At 56.6% G+C, this 16594-nt stretch carries 13 protein-coding genes, 1 rRNA gene and 1 pseudogene; 3 read left to right on the top strand and 12 right to left on the bottom strand.

The window, feature by feature from the left end; translation table 11 throughout:
- Window positions 1–75: 75 nt before the first annotated feature.
- The 12 genes from CES87_RS32755 to CES87_RS00025 form a co-directional block, all read right to left on the bottom strand.
- Entirely contained in the window at window positions 76–207 is a 132-nt protein-coding gene (locus CES87_RS32755; RefSeq protein WP_256590805.1) for a hypothetical protein, read from the bottom strand.
- Entirely contained in the window at window positions 204–1322 is a 1119-nt protein-coding gene (locus CES87_RS00075; RefSeq protein ID WP_256590804.1) for a DUF2515 family protein, read from the bottom strand. Before CES87_RS00075 ends, CES87_RS32755 begins: the two co-directional genes overlap by 4 nt.
- Window positions 1323–1881: 559 nt before the next feature.
- Entirely contained in the window at window positions 1882–3843 is a 1962-nt protein-coding gene (locus CES87_RS00070) for a DUF4105 domain-containing protein (protein ID WP_128604434.1), read from the bottom strand.
- Entirely contained in the window at window positions 3840–4160 is a 321-nt protein-coding gene (locus CES87_RS00065) for a DUF2388 domain-containing protein (protein ID WP_008002141.1), read from the bottom strand. The genes CES87_RS00070 and CES87_RS00065 overlap by 4 nt, the downstream gene beginning before the upstream one ends.
- A 27-nt stretch (window positions 4161–4187) precedes the next feature.
- Window positions 4188–4505: a DUF2388 domain-containing protein gene (locus CES87_RS00060; RefSeq protein ID WP_128604433.1), complete on the bottom strand. Its 318-nt coding sequence runs from the start codon at window positions 4503–4505 to the stop codon at window positions 4188–4190.
- Window positions 4506–4612: 107 nt separating this feature from the next.
- Window positions 4613–4933, bottom strand: a complete 321-nt coding sequence (locus tag CES87_RS00055; RefSeq protein WP_085716020.1) for a DUF2388 domain-containing protein — start codon at window positions 4931–4933, stop codon at window positions 4613–4615.
- A gap of 338 nt (window positions 4934–5271) precedes the next feature.
- Window positions 5272–5487, bottom strand: coding sequence for a DUF1127 domain-containing protein (locus CES87_RS00050; RefSeq protein ID WP_128604432.1), 216 nt, complete (start codon window positions 5485–5487; stop codon window positions 5272–5274).
- A gap of 319 nt (window positions 5488–5806) precedes the next feature.
- Window positions 5807–7300 (bottom strand): acetyl-CoA hydrolase/transferase family protein, encoded by a 1494-nt coding sequence (locus CES87_RS00045; protein WP_128604431.1) that lies wholly within the window; start codon window positions 7298–7300, stop codon window positions 5807–5809.
- 216 nt (window positions 7301–7516) lie between these two features.
- Window positions 7517–8953 carry an NAD(P)(+) transhydrogenase (Re/Si-specific) subunit beta gene (locus CES87_RS00040; protein WP_128604430.1) on the bottom strand — a complete coding sequence of 479 codons (1437 nt, stop codon included), beginning with the start codon at window positions 8951–8953 and terminating at the stop codon, window positions 7517–7519.
- Window positions 8950–9306 (bottom strand): NAD(P) transhydrogenase subunit alpha, encoded by a 357-nt coding sequence (locus CES87_RS00035; RefSeq protein WP_128604429.1) that lies wholly within the window; start codon window positions 9304–9306, stop codon window positions 8950–8952. Before CES87_RS00035 ends, CES87_RS00040 begins: the two co-directional genes overlap by 4 nt.
- Window positions 9307–9317: 11 nt before the next feature.
- Window positions 9318–10439 carry a Re/Si-specific NAD(P)(+) transhydrogenase subunit alpha gene (locus tag CES87_RS00030; protein ID WP_128604428.1) on the bottom strand — a complete coding sequence of 374 codons (1122 nt, stop codon included), beginning with the start codon at window positions 10437–10439 and terminating at the stop codon, window positions 9318–9320.
- 434 nt (window positions 10440–10873) lie between these two features.
- Window positions 10874–11773: a LysR family transcriptional regulator gene (locus CES87_RS00025; RefSeq protein WP_128604427.1), complete on the bottom strand. Its 900-nt coding sequence runs from the start codon at window positions 11771–11773 to the stop codon at window positions 10874–10876.
- A 157-nt stretch (window positions 11774–11930) separates the two neighbouring features.
- Here CES87_RS00025 and CES87_RS00020 point away from each other — a divergent pair, with 157 nt between their 5' ends.
- From CES87_RS00020 to CES87_RS00005, 3 genes and pseudogenes are all read left to right on the top strand, one after another.
- Window positions 11931–13112 (top strand): acyl-CoA dehydrogenase, encoded by a 1182-nt coding sequence (locus tag CES87_RS00020; protein ID WP_128604426.1) that lies wholly within the window; start codon window positions 11931–11933, stop codon window positions 13110–13112.
- A gap of 13 nt (window positions 13113–13125) precedes the next feature.
- Window positions 13126–14345 (top strand): annotated as a pseudogene (locus tag CES87_RS00015) (CaiB/BaiF CoA transferase family protein).
- Between the two features lie 598 nt (window positions 14346–14943).
- Window positions 14944–16470, top strand: a 16S ribosomal RNA gene (locus tag CES87_RS00005).
- The last annotated feature ends 124 nt before the right edge of the window (window positions 16471–16594 follow it).

Below are 16594 nucleotides of genomic sequence, written 5' to 3'. Positions count from 1 at the left end.
GCCAGTGGGCCCAAAGAAACCCCCCGATGGGTGGCGATGCCCGTCGGGGATGTTCTACTTCGCGAGTCAGCGGGCTCAAATTCGCTGCCTGGCGATAATCGCCGACATTTCCGGTTCATCCGAAAGCGCTTGAATCGCTGCGTTGTCAGGAAAACCTGGAGTATTAGAGATCCTGCGTCGCCAACCTATCCATTGCAGCAGATTCATCGAACGCCTCGGCCTTCGGCAATGTCCAGAATCGCCTGTTTGACCAGATATCGATCGGAGCGCCTTAGCAAGTTGTCAAACTGCTCGGCGGCTTTGAGAGCGAAAGGCATGCGCTGATTGATATCGGCCAGGTTGGCAAAGTAATCGTCGCTGAGCCCTATCGTGCGTGCGTCCTCGCTGGGGCGGCACTGGCAGGCCAGCGTCAATTCGAGGGCTGTAGCATCGCCCGAGGGGAGGTTGGTGACGAAGGTGAACTGATTTTCTTTAAGCAGTTTTACAACCCGCCTGTCGCTGTACATCGCCGGTTGCAATATATTTTGCTGTTCGTGCTTAGCAAGAAACACAGCGCTTTGGGCGACATTGCCTGCCTCAATAGCCTCGAAGGTTTGCAGGATTTCCTGATGGTTGATACCAAAGTTTAGTTTTTCCTGCTTGGTAGGCCAAAACACCGGATGCTGGTCACTCCCATAAATGTTCTTGCGCGAAGGCAGGCAGGTCTTGAGTGCCCGCAAGCCTCGCTCCTTGTAGAAAACATGCAGCGGAAAGACATCCAGAAACAGCGCGGTATTGCCCATTGCCAGCATCGCGTACACGTGTCGGAGTTGCTTGCGTACAAACGACAAATGTTCACCGTCGTTCCAGTAATCGATGAAGCTCGGCGTCGGGTTGATGCGGCGGGCTTGCTCGTATGCCCGTTGCGCTTGCTCAAGCTCTCGAGCTTTCGCTTGTTTTTCACGATCGCTGCTCCCGCTGAACAACCCAGAGAGTTTTTTCCTGAACGCGTCCTCTCGACGTTGTTTCGCTTGGTATTCGTCTTGGATTCTCTCTATCGAATCGGCGGGGTGCAGCAGGCCGCACCCCACTTGCCTGGAAGCGAAAGCTGCGAGCCCCGCCCACTGGAAGCGTTGATCATCAAGCCATAACTTGGCGTAGGCAGTATTGATCGCGCTGTTACGCGCCTTGGGATCGGCGATCAGCCGGCCGCCCGGCGCCACGATGGCTTCGGCTCTTTGCTGGTAGCCGCGCCAGAGGTCTTCGCAGACAACGGGCCTTTCCTTTGCCTCGCCACCGCAGGTGATCTTGTTACCCAAGCGTATGAAGTGTCCCTTAACCATTGATCGAACTCCTGCCTACTGACGCCCGGACGGGCGCGTTGCTATTAACGATGCTCAGCACCGACTCAGGATTCAGTTGGCCTCACGCGCAGGCTTGAGCAAAGACGCAGTTCGAGGTGGCAGAGGCCAGTCCGGACGTTTCCTACATGTACTTAGGAAAATCAAAAGAAGATTTGTGGGAGTTTTTTACTTCACTTGGACTCCGTGGCTTGCCCAAAGAAAAACCCCGGTGGGTGGCGATGCCCATCGGGGTTTTGTGCTTTCCTGTGCACAGCCACCATCAAGTGCAGGGACAGGCCCTGCTTGATAGAGATTTTGTGCGTCTTGACTACGGCGGCGACTAAACCCGACCACTGATAGGCAGTGGCAGGGAAACGATAGAGGGCCCAAGGCTTACAAACCGGCGGATTCTGGCTTAACTGAAGGCAGAGGCCCGAGGCGTTGTAGCTTTCACGAAGTAAATCTGACGGCGCTTAAACAAGCTCTGCCGAGCGACGTTTTACGAGTGGAGGTGGGCGCTCGATCATCCGCGTTCCCACGCTCCTTGCCTTGAATGCCACTAGGGCAACTCCAACCCACCCGCTGCCTTGTGCAACTTGCGCAAATGTTCACCAATCTGCTTCACGTTGGCTTCGTTGGCCGCCATTTCCGCTGCGCGTTGCGGTTCGAGCAGTGCTCTCACTTCCTTGTCCAGTTCCCCGCTAAGCGCCTGCAGTTGTTTCTGGCGCAGGCTGCTTTCCGATTCCAGATGTTGCGATTCACTCGGTTGCGGTAAACCGTAACCGCCGGTGCCGAGCAGTTCCGCAGGCCGGCTCAGGAAACCGCTGTTATCGAGAATTTGCCTCAGTGTCTGGTTAGCCTTGTCCATTCCGCCGTTTTTCAATTCTCGCGCACCCAGGTAGCGTTGTTTTACCTCGTCCTGGGCCAGCAACAACTGCTGGCGAAAACTCGCTTGTTCCAGCAGGAGCAGCGCTGCACTCGTGCGCAAGTCAGCTTGCTCGAACCATTGGCGGCGTTCTGCTGCAGTCAGAGATAACCAGTCTTCGACTTTTTCCTGTTTGATCGGCAGGTGTTTCTTCAATACCTCGAACATTGCCTGATAGCGATCGCGGAAGGAGTCGAAGCGATATCCCAGGCGCAGGGCTTCCCGGGGGTCGTCGAGCACGCTGGTATCAGCCAGTCCGCGGCCTTTCAGCACTTCAAGCAGACCGTTTGGCATGATGTTATCGAGAGCAACCAATTGCGAATTGTTAGTGCCGCTGCGCAGTAGTTTCAGCTCTTCCACAGCGCAGTTGTTTGACAGAAAGAAGTAGTTGCCGTCGTAACTCCAGTGCATCTCGGCGGCACGTTCCACCATGTCTTCAATCTCGTTGCGCGACAGGTTCAGGGGCACGGATGCAAGGCTGCGCAATTCGGTCTTGGTGTATTCATCGATCACTTGGGCCAGCGGAAGGACAAACAGGCGTGACGGGTATTTGCCCACCAAACCATCCCAACTGGACAGCTGTACGTCGCCAACGAAGGCGCGGTAGGACAGCACCAGATGCTGGTCCAGATCCAGCCGACAATCCGGCCCGCGTGGTCGGCCCGGCGCGCAGATCACCAACCGCAACATACTGTGGCCCCAGCGGCTGAACAAGTTCTGGTTAGCCTCGGCCAGCAGATAGTCAACGGCATAGACCCGCTCCGGATCGACCTGGCCCAAAGGTGTCTTGGCGAAGTCGTTGCCGGCATTGAGGAAAGCGAAGGTGTTGCTGCAGGTGTCTTTGGCGGCGGGCGCCCAGCCGAAATGTTCCTTGTAATAGCGGTACAGCGCCGGGCGGCGGCAGGCGTAGCTCGGGTCGAGGAGGAAATACTCCATGTTGACCGCGACGAATTCCTTTGGACTGCTGGTCTCGTAGATATCCGGACTGCGGGCAATCTGGCGATTGTGCTGTTCGCGTTCACCACGACGGCCAACGTATTGCTGCCATCCGGCGAGGTCGAGCAGGCGCGGGTCGTCGCTGAGGGTAAAGCGCCGATCGGACTGGCCCCGGCACTGATCCGGGATACCGATCAGCCCCGAACTGCCTTGGCGTTGGGTGCAGCGTTGAATCAGTTTGCGCTCCGCCTGCGGCCAAAGGCGTGAGCGATCATAAATGTGGGTCAGTTCGTGCAGCACCGTCGCCAGCATCTCCCGGCGCACGGTGCCGTGGGGGCGATAGGTTTTTTTGGTCGCGGCGCTGCCGTCGGTGAGGCTGGCCAGCAGGTTGCGATTCAAATCGAGTTCGGATACCAGCGATGCCTGGCCATAGGCGTTGCCGGGCATGTCGTCGGTCCAGCCGACGTCGATGCGCCGGTCCAGTTGCTCGATAAAGCGTGGCGGCAGCGCCTGCGTGGCTTCATCGAGCAACGCCTGGCTGGCTTGCTGTTGCGCGGGAGTCAGACCTTCGGTCCTGAGATGTAACTGAAGGCCTGCGTGGGCCGTGTTGCCAAGCAGCAACAGGGCTCCGGCCAGCAGCCAGGCGCCTGGACGCCTCACAGTGCGAGGATGGCTTCGGCGAGATCCTGATCACTGGCGTCACGGGCTTCCGGCACGCGGGTGCGCAGCAAGTCGAAAGCGGATTCCAGGTGAGCGCCACGAATGTCGCCATTGCTGGCAACGAAACTGGCGGCGTCGTCCTGGGCTTCGCGCACGATTTTCGAATCGCGAATGGACGTGGTGGTGTCGGAGGTGAAATCGAGGGTGCGCTGGGTAGCACGGATCAGCATGTTACTGGTGGCAACCAGAGTATGTGCCTGGGCCACATCGGCTAACAGCAACAGGCCTAAGGTGGCAGCAATCAGCGGGTTACGCATGGAACGACTCCAGAAAAGCAGGGATAACTATTGGACGAGAATTGCTTGTGCCAGTTCAAGGTCGCTGGCATGAAGTTTTGCCTGGGTTCGGCGCAGATATCGCAAGGCCGACTCCAGTCGTGCGCCTCTCAGTTGGCCGTCACTGGCAATGAATGCCGCCGCATCATCCTGGGCGGCGAACAGCATTTTATGGTCGAAGGGGGCGCTGGTCACCAAACTTGTGGCGTAACCGCTGGCGACGATGCCTTGGGTGGACAGGTTGAAGGCGTCATAAGCCTGGGTTGATCCACAGTAACCAAGGGTAAGAAAGACTGGAGCGATCAAGAGATTTGAAGGAAAGCGCATGAGACTCGACAGTTGAAAGTGGGTCCCAAGGCTAGCGCAAGGTCCGGCCTGGGGCCAGCGCCGAAACACTGGGGCGCGCCGTGCGTGCCCCAAGTCTTTGCAGTCGTTTAGATGGTCAGGATCGCTTGCGCTAGTTGTGCGTCGCTTGCGTTCAACTGAGGTGCCTGGTGGCGAATGTGGTCGAGGGCGCTTTCGAGTTTCACGCCGCGGATGGAACCTTCGCTGGCGACGAAGCTTGCAGCGTCGTCACGGGCCGCGAGCACGATTTTGTCATCCTTGAACGACGACGAGACGACGTCGGTGGTCGCATCGGACGTGGCTTTGAGCGCGTTGACGACAGCGTCGGTGGTCACGATGAAGCTGGTAGCGCTGGCATTGGCAGCCACGGCAAACAGGGCTGCAGCACTGAGCAGACGAAGACGGGACATGGAGTAACTCCTTTGGGTAAACCAATTGAAAAATGCGCAGTGTCGAATGAGTCAGACGTTAGACACTCAAAGTTCGCCACGTTCTGAATGGATAGTAGGCCGGTGCGTAATTCCTCGACAATCTGATCGCGTGGACGATTATCTGGCGAAGCCTTTAGCGAGTATGAGCTTATCGGTTAACTGTACAGGTATGATTTTATTATTCTGAAACTGTACTTGTTCCAGCTTTTTCCATCCCTGAAACGACAAAACCCGTCGTGGGTTCCCACGACGGGTTTTGTTTGTTCAATTCGGGTTGCTGGCGGTGGACCTTTCAGGTCAGAGCCAGCGACGCTAACTTAGCGCCAGAACGGCTTGCTCAGCTCTTCGTAGCGTTGTGATTCGCTAATCCCGGCGTCAGCCAGCAGACGCGAATCCAAGCGAGCCAATTGATGGCGGCTGGAGATGCGGCGCTGCCACAGCATCAGGTTCGCGATAACACGAAGAGGCATGGAAGCCTGGGTTTTTGCAGAGGTGTCTTCGAAGAACAGTTCGGAACTGAGTGTACGTTCCATGGTTTTCATCCTTCCGCTTGTGGCGGGATTAGGTAGTGGTTTAACTGGTGCCCATGTTCCTCTTGTTTGCCTACTCTCTGTAGATACAGTTCACTTGTATTGTGAGGGCTCAGTTAACTGTTTATAGGGGGTGTACTGGTCTAAATTGAGGCAACTGTACCTATCCGCACTACAGTGGTGCATTTTTTAAGATTTGGTCAGTGGGTGTAGGAGATTTCAGTGGGAAATGACCGGTACAGCAGTACAGTTTTTGACGAGTTTTAGCTTGGCAACGGCAAGCTGACGAAACTGTGTTTGCGCCAGCTGCTATCTGTACCAATTACACGGGGAGCATTTGCCCTGTTTCTTCCAGGTTTATGTGCCAGCTCAGTGCGTCTCGAAGGATATGGGGGGTGTGACCACCGAGGGCGCATGCAGCAGTGAAGTAATCATTCAATGCCTGGCGGTAGTCCGGGTGCACACAGTTATCGATGATGGCGCGGGCCCGCTCCCGAGGCGCCAGGCCGCGAAGGTCTGCCAAGCCGATTTCGGTGACAAGGATGTCGACATCATGCTCGGTGTGGTCTACGTGACTGACCATCGGGACCACGCTGGAAATGGCGCCGCCCTTGGCGATCGATTTGGTCACGAAGATCGCCAGATGGGCGTTGCGCGCAAAGTCGCCGGAACCGCCAATGCCGTTCATCATCCGCGTGCCGCAGACGTGAGTGGAGTTGACGTTGCCATAGATGTCGAATTCAAGGGCCGTGTTGATGCCGATGATACCGAGGCGACGCACTACTTCCGGGTGGTTGGAGATCTCCTGTGGCCGCAGCACCAGTTTGTCTTTGTAACGTTCCAGGTTGCCGAAGACATCGGCGTTGCGACGGCTCGACAGCGTGATCGAGCTGCCCGAGGCAAAGCTCAGTTTTCCAGCGTCGATCAGGTCGAAGGTCGAGTCTTGAAGCACCTCGGAGTACATCGTCAGGTCTTCGAAAGGCGAGTCGATCAGGCCGCACATCACCGAGTTGGCGATCGTACCGATCCCGGCCTGCAACGGGCCGAGCTTGTTGGTCATGCGCCCGGCGTCCACTTCCTGCTTGAAGAAGCCGATCAGGTGGTCGGCGATGGCCTGGGTGTCGACGTCAGGCGGCAGCACAGTGGAGGGCGAGTCGGACTGATTGGTGACCACGATCGCGACAATTTTTTCCGGCGGAATCGGGATGGCGGTGCTGCCGATGCGATCGTCGACCTTCACCAGCGGAATCGGTGTGCGGGTTGGACGATAGGTCGGGATATAAATGTCGTGCAGGCCTTCGAGGTTCGGGTTGTGCGCCAGGTTGATCTCGACGATCACGTGCTTGGCGAAAATCGCGAAGCTGGCCGAGTTGCCCACGGAGGTGGTTGGCACGATATGGCCTTGCTCGGTGATGGCCACCGCTTCGATTACTGCGATGTCCGGTAGCTTCAGTTGCTGGTTGCGCAGTTGCTCGACGGTTTCCGAGAGGTGCTGGTCGATGAACATCACATCCCCGGCGTTGATCGCCTTGCGCAGGGTGCTGTCCACCTGGAACGGCATGCGTCGTGACAATACGCCGGCTTCGGTGAGCTGTTTGTCGAGGTCGTTGCCCAGGCTGGCGCCGGTCATAAGGCTGATCTTCAGCGGTGTGACCTTGGCCCGCTCGGCCAGTGCGTGGGGCACGGCCTTGGCTTCGCCGGCGCGGGTAAAGCCGCTCATGCCGACGGTCATGCCGTCCTCAATCAGAGCGGCAGCCTCGGCGGCGCTCATCACTTTATCCAACAACGAAGACAGGCGAATACGGTCACGGTACATGGATTGTTATCTCGGGAAACGGGTAGCAGGATGCGCAGTCTATTGAATTTCGCCGGACCCTGTCCCGCGACCAAGGTCGCAAAAGAGGCGTCTATTTCGCGGGTTTCAAGCAAAACACCGTTACCGGATCAGTAACAAAGCAGCGGTTTGTTCGACAGTTTGCGTAAACAAAAACGCCCCGACAGGTCGGGGCGTTTTTTTTGTTGCCGGCGAGAGTTACTCGACAGCCTTGACCATGTCTTCGATGACCTTTTTCGCGTCACCGAACACCATCATGGTTTTGTCCAGGTAGAACAGTTCGTTGTCCAGACCGGCATAGCCGCTGGCCATTGAGCGCTTGTTGACGATGATGGTCTTGGCCTTGAACGCTTCGAGAATCGGCATGCCGGCAATCGGCGATTTCGGATCGTTCTTCGCGGCCGGGTTGACCACGTCGTTGGCGCCCAACACCAGCACCACGTCGGCTTGGCCGAACTCGGAGTTGATGTCGTCCATCTCGAATACCTGGTCGTAAGGCACTTCAGCCTCGGCCAGCAGTACGTTCATGTGGCCCGGCATACGACCTGCAACCGGGTGGATGGCGTACTTCACGGTCACGCCGCGATGGGTCAGTTTCTCGGTCAGTTCCTTCAGCGCATGTTGTGCCCGTGCTACCGCCAGGCCGTAGCCCGGAACGATGATCACGGTGTCGGCGTTGGTCAGCAGGAAGGTCGCGTCGTCAGCCGAGCCGGATTTCACCGGGCGGGCTTCTTTCGAGCCAGCAGGGCCGGCCGCATCCGCGGTGTTGCCGAAACCACCGAGCAGTACGTTGAAGAACGAGCGGTTCATCGCCTTGCACATGATGTACGAGAGAATCGCGCCGGACGAGCCCACCAGAGAGCCGGCAATGATCAGCATCGAGTTGTTCAGCGAGAAGCCGATGCCCGCCGCTGCCCAGCCGGAGTAGCTGTTGAGCATCGACACGACTACTGGCATGTCGGCACCGCCAATCGGGATGATGATCAGCACGCCGAGCACAAAGGCCAGCGCCAGCATCACGCCGAAAGCGGTGTAGTCGCCGGTGAGCATAAAGGTCACGCCCAGAGCCAGTGTGGCGAGGCCCAGCAGCAGGTTCAGCTTGTGCTGGCCGGAGAACTGTACCGGAGCACCCTGGAACAGGCGGAACTTGTACTTGCCAGCCAGTTTACCGAAGGCAATGACAGAGCCGGAGAATGTGATCGCACCGATGGCGGCACCGAGGAACAGTTCCAGACGGTTACCGGCCGGGATGGCGTCGCCGAGTTGCTGGACGATGCCCAGCGACTGTGGCTCGACCACGGCAGCCACGGCGATAAACACCGCAGCCAGGCCGATCATGCTGTGCATGAAGGCGACCAGTTCCGGCATCTTGGTCATTTCAACGCGCTTGGCCATGATCGAACCGGCAGTGCCGCCGATCAGCAGGCCGACGATCACGTAGACGATGCCGTCGTGGGCCAGTTCGCTACCGAGTTTGTAGATCAGGCCGACCGTAGTGAGGATCGCCAGGCCCATGCCGAGCATGCCGAACAGGTTGCCGCGACGCGACGTGGTTGGATGCGAGAGGCCCTTGAGCGCCTGGATGAAGCAGACCGAGGCGATCAAATACAGGGATGTAACCAGGTTCATGCTCATGCTTGCTGCACCTCAGCCTTGACTGCTTCGGCCTTGGCTGCCGGAGCTTTTGCTGGAGCCGCTTTCTTCTTGAACATTTCTAGCATGCGCCGGGTCACCAGGAAGCCACCAAACACGTTGACCGCGGCCAGGGCCACGGCCATGGTACCCATGGTCTTGCCCAGCGGGGTCACGGTGAGGGCGGCGGCAAGCATGGCGCCGACGATCACGATGGCCGAGATGGCGTTGGTGACAGCCATCAGTGGTGTGTGTAGTGCAGGTGTCACGTTCCAGACCACGTGATAGCCGACATAGATAGCCAGCACGAAGATGATCAAGTTGTAGATACCGTGAGAGATCAGCATGTCTTCCATTGTTTTTATCCTCAGCCGTTCTTGCGCACGATCTGGCCGTCGCGGCACATCAGGCACGCGGCGACGATATCGTCTTCAAGGTTGATCACCAGTTGTCCTTCTTTATCGAACAACAGTTTCATGAAGTCCAGCAGGTTGCGTGCATACAGTGCCGAGGCATCAGCTGCGACTGCAGCCGCCAGATTGGTCGGACCGACGATGGTCACGCCATTTTCGACGACCACCTGATCAGCCACGGTCAGCGGGCAGTTACCACCTTGGGCTGCCGCCAGATCGATGACCACCGAACCCGGTTTCATCTGCGCCACGGTTTGCGCGCTTAAAAGCGTCGGAGCCTTGCGGCCTGGAATCAGTGCGGTGGTGATGACAATGTCTGCCTGCTTGGCGCGTTCGTGCACGGCCACGGCCTGACGCTGCATCCAGCTGGCTGGCATTGGGCGTGCGTAACCGCCGACACCGACCGCGCACTCACGCTCTTCATCGGTCTCGTAAGGCACGTCGACGAACTTGGCACCGAGGGATTCGATCTGCTCCTTTACCGCAGGACGCACGTCAGACGCTTCGATCACCGCGCCCAGGCGTTTCGCCGTAGCGATCGCCTGCAACCCGGCAACACCGGCACCGAGAATCAGCACGCGTGCAGCTTTTACGGTGCCCGCAGCGGTCATCAGCATCGGCATGAAGCGTGGATAGTGGTGCGCGGCCAGCAACACAGCCTTGTAGCCGGCAATGTTGGCTTGCGACGACAGCACGTCCAGGCTTTGGGCGCGGGAAGTGCGCGGCGCGGCTTCCAGCGCGAACGCAGTAATGCCGCACTCGGCCATTTTAGCGATGGTTTCGTTGCTGAACGGGTTGAGCATGCCAACCACAACGGTGCCGCTTTTAATCAGCGCCAGTTCGCTGTCGCTGGGGGCGACCACTTTGAGAATCAGCTCGGCACCAAACGCATCGCTGGCGCTGCCAATGGTTGCGCCTGCCGCTTCATAGGCACTGTCGATAACGCTGGCATTAATCCCAGCGCCGCTTTGAACAGTGACCTTATGACCTTGGCCGATCAGCTTCTTAATGGTTTCCGGGGTAGCAGCAACCCGCGTTTCACCCGTTTGGGTTTCGAGAGGAACACCAATGTGCACGTCAAATCTCCTGCGTGATCTTATTAAGTAAACCCATGCACTACGGATGGTGCGGCTGGGGCGGCCGATCAGCACGATCCCGCAAATCAGGGCGGGGCGCGGCATTTTGCAGGCGAACTTTGTGCCCTTCAAGAGATTATGATGCGTGACGGAAAATTAACTACAAGTCACCCCGTGACTGAATGTCGCATCAATTCGGTTTAATCCCTTATATAACGTACCTTTCAGGTGATTTTGCCGAAATTTAAGAATTTTCACATCGGCCATATGAATGATGCTGTATTGCTTCGAAATAGCGGCGCAAAGCCATGTGTTCAGGCGCTTGCGGGACGTTTGTACTGTTTTCGGGTACAGTCTTCGAATATGCGACAAATACTTATATCTGTAGGGCTTTTATTTTGCTGACTACGAGGTCAGCTAATGCCTCTGAGCCTTTACCCTTCTAGGCTGTAGCTGTGCGCCTGATTGACCAGCCAATCCCGAAAAGCCCTTAAAGATGCAGATTCCACCTTTCGCTCAGGAATCATCAGGTAATAAGCCTTGATGCTCGAAAGCGCCTGAGGGTTGGCAACGACCAATCTTTTCTCGGCCAATTCACGCTGTATCAGAAACGGTGGAATCAAAGCGATGCCCATGTCATGCATGGCCGCCTGGGCCAGCATGGAGAATAGCTCGTAACGTGGTCCTGTCATGTCGCGAGGGACATTCAGTCGCTGGGAGTTAAACCAATGTCGCCAGGCGTAGGGGCGAGTGGTCTGCTGCAAGAGGGGCAACTCGGCGATTTCACTGGCTGTCAGGTTGCTCTTTTGTCCCAATAGGTTCGGGCTACACACGGGAAGCGGATGTTCACCCATCAAGCGGTGGGACTCTGTTCCTGACCAGTCTGCGTCGCCGAAATAAATCGCCGCATCGAAGGCAGTATCGGCAAACAGGAAGGGGCGCGTCCGGTTCGTCAGGTTGACCGTCACTTCGGGGTGTTTTTGCTGAAAGTCCTTGAGGCGGGGTAACAGCCACTGGGTGCCAAAAGTCGGAACCACCGCCAGTTCGATCACGTTGGCACCTTGTTGGCCCATCACGGACAGAGTGTCCCGCTCGACCGCGTCAAGTTGGGTGGCGACCCGGCGACTGTATGAGAGGCCGGCTTCTGTCAGTTTCACTCCGCGTCGCGAGCGTCGGAACAGTTCAACACTGAGGAACTCTTCAAGGCTGGCGATCTGCCGGCAAATTGCCCCTTGGGTCAGTGAAAGTTCTTGGGCTGCCTTGGTAAAGCTTTCATGGCGAGCGGCTGCCTCAAAGCTGATCAGGGCGGTTGTGCTGGGTATCTTCCTGCGCATGTACGTCAACCTCACTAATCCATCACACTAAATGCTGTTTGCGACGTTTCGGAGTGAGAAATTATCACAACAGTATGCTAAATCCTCGTTTGCCGAGACACCGAACCCGGCCTAGGATCACTCCACGTTATTTGACCCGTTTCGAGAGGACACACTCATGGCCGGTAAAGCTAGCTTCAACTGGATCGATCCACTGCTGCTGGATCAACAGCTCACCGAAGAAGAGCGCATGATTCGCGACACCGCCGCGCAGTTCGCTCAAGCGAGCCTCGCACCACGCGTTCTTGAGGCTTTCCGCCATGAAAAGACTGACCCGGCAATCTTTCGCGAAATGGGCGAAGTGGGCCTGTTGGGTGCAACCATTCCGGAACAATACGGTGGCAGCGGCCTGAACTACGTCAGCTACGGCCTGATCGCCCGTGAGGTAGAGCGTGTCGACTCCGGCTACCGCTCGATGATGAGCGTGCAGTCCTCTCTGGTGATGGTGCCGATCAATGAATTTGGTACCGAAGCGCAGAAACAGAAATACCTGCCGAAACTAGCCTCGGGCGAGTGGATCGGTTGCTTTGGTCTGACCGAGCCTAACCATGGCTCCGACCCGGGCGCGATGATTACTCGTGCACGTAAAGTCGAAGGCGGCTACAGCCTGACTGGCAGCAAGATGTGGATCACCAATAGCCCGATCGCAGATGTGTTTGTGGTCTGGGGCAAGGACGACGCGGGCGACATCCGTGGTTTCGTTCTGGAAAAAGGCTGGAAAGGTCTTAGCGCTCCGGCGATTCACGGCAAAGTCGGCCTGCGTGCATCGATCACCGGTGAGATCGTCATGGACAACGTATTTGTTCCGGAAGAGAACATTTTCCCGGACGTCCGTGGTTTGAAAGGTCCTTTCACCTGCCTCAACTCGGCACGTTACGGCATTTCCTGGGGCGCGCTGGGTGCCGCCGAGTTCTGCTGGCACACCGCTCGCCAGTACACCCTGGATCGTCAGCAGTTCGGTCGCCCATTGGCCGCCACTCAACTGATCCAGAAGAAACTGGCCGACATGCAAACTGAGATCACCATGGCGCTGCAAGGTTGTCTGCGTCTGGGGCGCATGAAGGACGAAGGTACCGCGGCAGTTGAAATCACTTCAATGATGAAGCGCAACTCGTGCGGCAAGTCCTTGGACATCGCGCGCATGGCTCGCGACATGTTGGGCGGCAACGGTATCTCTGATGAGTTTGGCGTCGCTCGCCATCTGGTCAACCTTGAAGTGGTGAATACCTACGAAGGTACACATGACGTCCATGCACTGATCCTTGGGCGTGCGCAAACCGGCATCCAGGCGTTCTATTAATAGGAGAACGGCCATGGGCGCGCTTTCGCATCTACGGGTACTGGATTTATCGCGGGTGTTGGCCGGGCCTTGGTCCGGGCAAATCCTTGCCGACCTTGGCGCTGAAGTGATCAAGGTCGAGCGTCCCGGCAATGGCGATGACACGCGTGCCTGGGGTCCGCCTTTCCTGAAAGACGCCTATGGCGAGAACACAAGCGAGGCCGCCTATTACTTGTCAGCCAATCGCAACAAGCAATCGGTGACCATCGACTTCACGCATCCTGAAGGACAGAAGCTGGTGCGTGACTTGGCGGCCAAGTCGGACATCCTGATCGAGAACTTCAAGGTCGGTGGTCTGGCGGCTTACGGGCTGGACTACGAATCGCTGAAGGCGATCAATCCTGATCTGATTTACTGCTCAATCACCGGGTTTGGTCAAACCGGTCCCTATGCCAAGCGCGCAGGTTATGACTTCATGATCCAGGGCTGGGTGGTCTCATGAGTCTGACGGGGCGACCTGAAGGGGATGAGGGTGCGGGGCCGGTGAAGGTGGGTGTGGCGCTGACCGACATTTTGACTGGTCTCTACTCGACGGTTGCGATCCTGGCGGCGCTTGCGCATCGGAATAATGTCGGTGGCGGTCAGCATATTGATATGGCATTGCTGGATGTTCAGGTGGCGTGCCTGGCTAACCAGGCAATGAACTATCTGACGACAGGCAATGCGCCCAAGCGCTTGGGGAATGCTCATCCGAACATCGTGCCTTATCAGGATTTTCCTACGGCGGATGGCGACTTCATCCTTACAGTGGGCAATGATGGGCAGTTCCGCAAATTCGCGGAAGTCGCCGGGCAGCCTCAGTGGGCAGATGATCCGCGCTTTGCAACCAACAAGCTGCGGGTGACGAATCGGGCGGTGCTCATACCCTTGATTCGCCAGGCAACCGTTTTCAAGACAACCGCTGAATGGGTGGCGCAGCTGGAGCAGGCGGGGGTTCCATGTGGGCCCATTAATGATCTTGCCCAGATGTTCGACGATCCGCAGGTCAAGGCGCGTGGGTTGGCGATTGAGTTGCCGCATGCGCTGGCCGGGATGGTGCCTCAGGTGGCGAGTCCGATTCGCTTGTCTGAGACACCAGTGGAATACCGTCTTGCACCTCCTTTGTTGGGTGAGCATACGATCGAGGTTCTGCAGCGGGTGCTGGGGCTGGATGCTCGTGCGGTAGCTGCCTTCAAAGAGTCCCGCGTGCTCTAAGTTTCCCTCTATATAATAGAAAAATTGGCTTCGCTCCTGACGACTTGCACAGGAGCGGGCTGTTTTCCTGCCTTCCGTAACTTATTGAAAGAAAACTGAAATTAAGGATTGACGGCAGATTCTGGAGGCCTATAATTCGCCCCACTTCCGGCGCAGTCGAAACGGAAAACTCCTTGGTAAACAATGAGTTACGCAGTTTTCGGCAGTGAGTTGCTTCAGGTCATCGAAGCCGAAAGGAAGCCGAAAGGAAGTTGAAAAAGAGGTGTTGACAGCAGCGAGTAACGCTGTAGAATTCGCCTCCCGCTGACGAGAGATCGAAAGCGCAAGTGGTTGAAGTTGCAAAGGAAACTTTGAAAACTTCGGAAAATAACCGCTTGACAGCAACAGAGGCTGCTGTAGAATGCGCGCCTCGGTTGAGACGAAAGATCTTAACCAACCGCTCTTTAACAACTGAATCAAGCAATTCGTGTGGGTGCTTGTGGTATCAGACTGCTAGTCAACAGATTATCAGCATCACAAGTTACTCCGCGAGAAATCAAAGATGTAACCAACGATTGCTGAGCCAAGTTTAGGGTTTTCTCAAAACCCAAAGATGTTTGAACTGAAGAGTTTGATCATGGCTCAGATTGAACGCTGGCGGCAGGCCTAACACATGCAAGTCGAGCGGATGAGGAGAGCTTGCTCTCTGATTCAGCGGCGGACGGGTGAGTAATGCCTAGGAATCTGCCTGGTAGTGGGGACAACGTCTCGAAAGGGACGCTAATACCGCATACGTCCTACGGGAGAAAGCAGGGACCTTCGGGCCTTGCGCTATCAGATGAGCCTAGGTCGGATTAGCTAGTTGGTGAGGTAATGGCTCACCAAGGCGACGATCCGTAACTGGTCTGAGAGGATGATCAGTCACACTGGAACTGAGACACGGTCCAGACTCCTACGGGAGGCAGCAGTGGGGAATATTGGACAATGGGCGAAAGCCTGATCCAGCCATGCCGCGTGTGTGAAGAAGGTCTTCGGATTGTAAAGCACTTTAAGTTGGGAGGAAGGGTTGTAGATTAATACTCTGCAATTTTGACGTTACCGACAGAATAAGCACCGGCTAACTCTGTGCCAGCAGCCGCGGTAATACAGAGGGTGCAAGCGTTAATCGGAATTACTGGGCGTAAAGCGCGCGTAGGTGGTTTGTTAAGTTGGATGTGAAAGCCCCGGGCTCAACCTGGGAACTGCATTCAAAACTGACAAGCTAGAGTATGGTAGAGGGTGGTGGAATTTCCTGTGTAGCGGTGAAATGCGTAGATATAGGAAGGAACACCAGTGGCGAAGGCGACCACCTGGACTGATACTGACACTGAGGTGCGAAAGCGTGGGGAGCAAACAGGATTAGATACCCTGGTAGTCCACGCCGTAACGATGTCAACTAGCCGTTGGGAGCCTTGAGCTCTTAGTGGCGCAGCTAACGCATTAAGTTGACCGCCTGGGGAGTACGGCCGCAAGGTTAAACTCAAATGAATTGACGGGGGCCCGCACAAGCGGTGGAGCATGTGGTTTAATTCGAAGCAACGCGAAGAACCTTACCAGGCCTTGACATCCAATGAACTTTCCAGAGATGGATTGGTGCCTTCGGGAACATTGAGACAGGTGCTGCATGGCTGTCGTCAGCTCGTGTCGTGAGATGTTGGGTTAAGTCCCGTAACGAGCGCAACCCTTGTCCTTAGTTACCAGCACGTAATGGTGGGCACTCTAAGGAGACTGCCGGTGACAAACCGGAGGAAGGTGGGGATGACGTCAAGTCATCATGGCCCTTACGGCCTGGGCTACACGTGCTACAATGGTCGGTACAGAGGGTTGCCAAGCCGCGAGGTGGAGCTAATCCACAAAACCGATCGTAGTCCGGATCGCAGTCTGCAACTCGACTGCGTGAAGTCGGAATCGCTAGTAATCGCGAATCAGAATGTCGCGGTGATACGTTCCCGGCCTTGTACACACCGCCCGTCACACCATGGGAGTGGGTTGCACCAGAAGTAGCTAGTCTAACCTTCGGGAGGACGGTTACCACGGTGTGATTCATGACTGGGGTGAAGTCGTAACAAGGTAGCCGTAGGGGAACTGCGGCTGGATCACCTCCTTAATCGACGACTCAGCTGTACCATGAGCTCCCACACGAATTGCTTGATTCATTGAAGAAGACGATAAGAAGCAGCCCGAATTGGGTCTGTAGCTCAGTTGGTTAGAGCGCACCCCTGATAAGGGTG

Source organism: Pseudomonas sp. ERMR1:02 (assembly GCF_002277815.1).
Taxonomy (GTDB): domain Bacteria; phylum Pseudomonadota; class Gammaproteobacteria; order Pseudomonadales; family Pseudomonadaceae; genus Aquipseudomonas.
This window is presented reverse-complemented; position numbering and strand designations above follow the sequence as displayed.

Excerpts from the sequence above, each read along its gene's own strand:
- CES87_RS00025 (WP_128604427.1), bottom strand. The coding sequence starts at position 11,773 with ATGCGCAGGAAGATACCCAGCACAACCGCCCTGATCAGCTTTGAGGCA.
- CES87_RS00065 (WP_008002141.1), bottom strand. The coding sequence starts at position 4,160 with ATGCGTAACCCGCTGATTGCTGCCACCTTAGGCCTGTTGCTGTTAGCC.
- CES87_RS00020 (WP_128604426.1), top strand. The coding sequence starts at position 11,931 with ATGGCCGGTAAAGCTAGCTTCAACTGGATCGATCCACTGCTGCTGGAT.
- CES87_RS00050 (WP_128604432.1), bottom strand. The coding sequence starts at position 5,487 with ATGGAACGTACACTCAGTTCCGAACTGTTCTTCGAAGACACCTCTGCA.
- CES87_RS00035 (WP_128604429.1), bottom strand. The coding sequence starts at position 9,306 with ATGGAAGACATGCTGATCTCTCACGGTATCTACAACTTGATCATCTTC.
- CES87_RS00045 (WP_128604431.1), bottom strand. The coding sequence starts at position 7,300 with ATGTACCGTGACCGTATTCGCCTGTCTTCGTTGTTGGATAAAGTGATG.
- CES87_RS32755 (WP_256590805.1), bottom strand. The coding sequence starts at position 207 with ATGAATCTGCTGCAATGGATAGGTTGGCGACGCAGGATCTCTAATACT.
- CES87_RS00060 (WP_128604433.1), bottom strand. The coding sequence starts at position 4,505 with ATGCGCTTTCCTTCAAATCTCTTGATCGCTCCAGTCTTTCTTACCCTT.
- CES87_RS00040 (WP_128604430.1), bottom strand. The coding sequence starts at position 8,953 with ATGAGCATGAACCTGGTTACATCCCTGTATTTGATCGCCTCGGTCTGC.
- CES87_RS00075 (WP_256590804.1), bottom strand. The coding sequence starts at position 1,322 with ATGGTTAAGGGACACTTCATACGCTTGGGTAACAAGATCACCTGCGGT.
- CES87_RS00055 (WP_085716020.1), bottom strand. The coding sequence starts at position 4,933 with ATGTCCCGTCTTCGTCTGCTCAGTGCTGCAGCCCTGTTTGCCGTGGCT.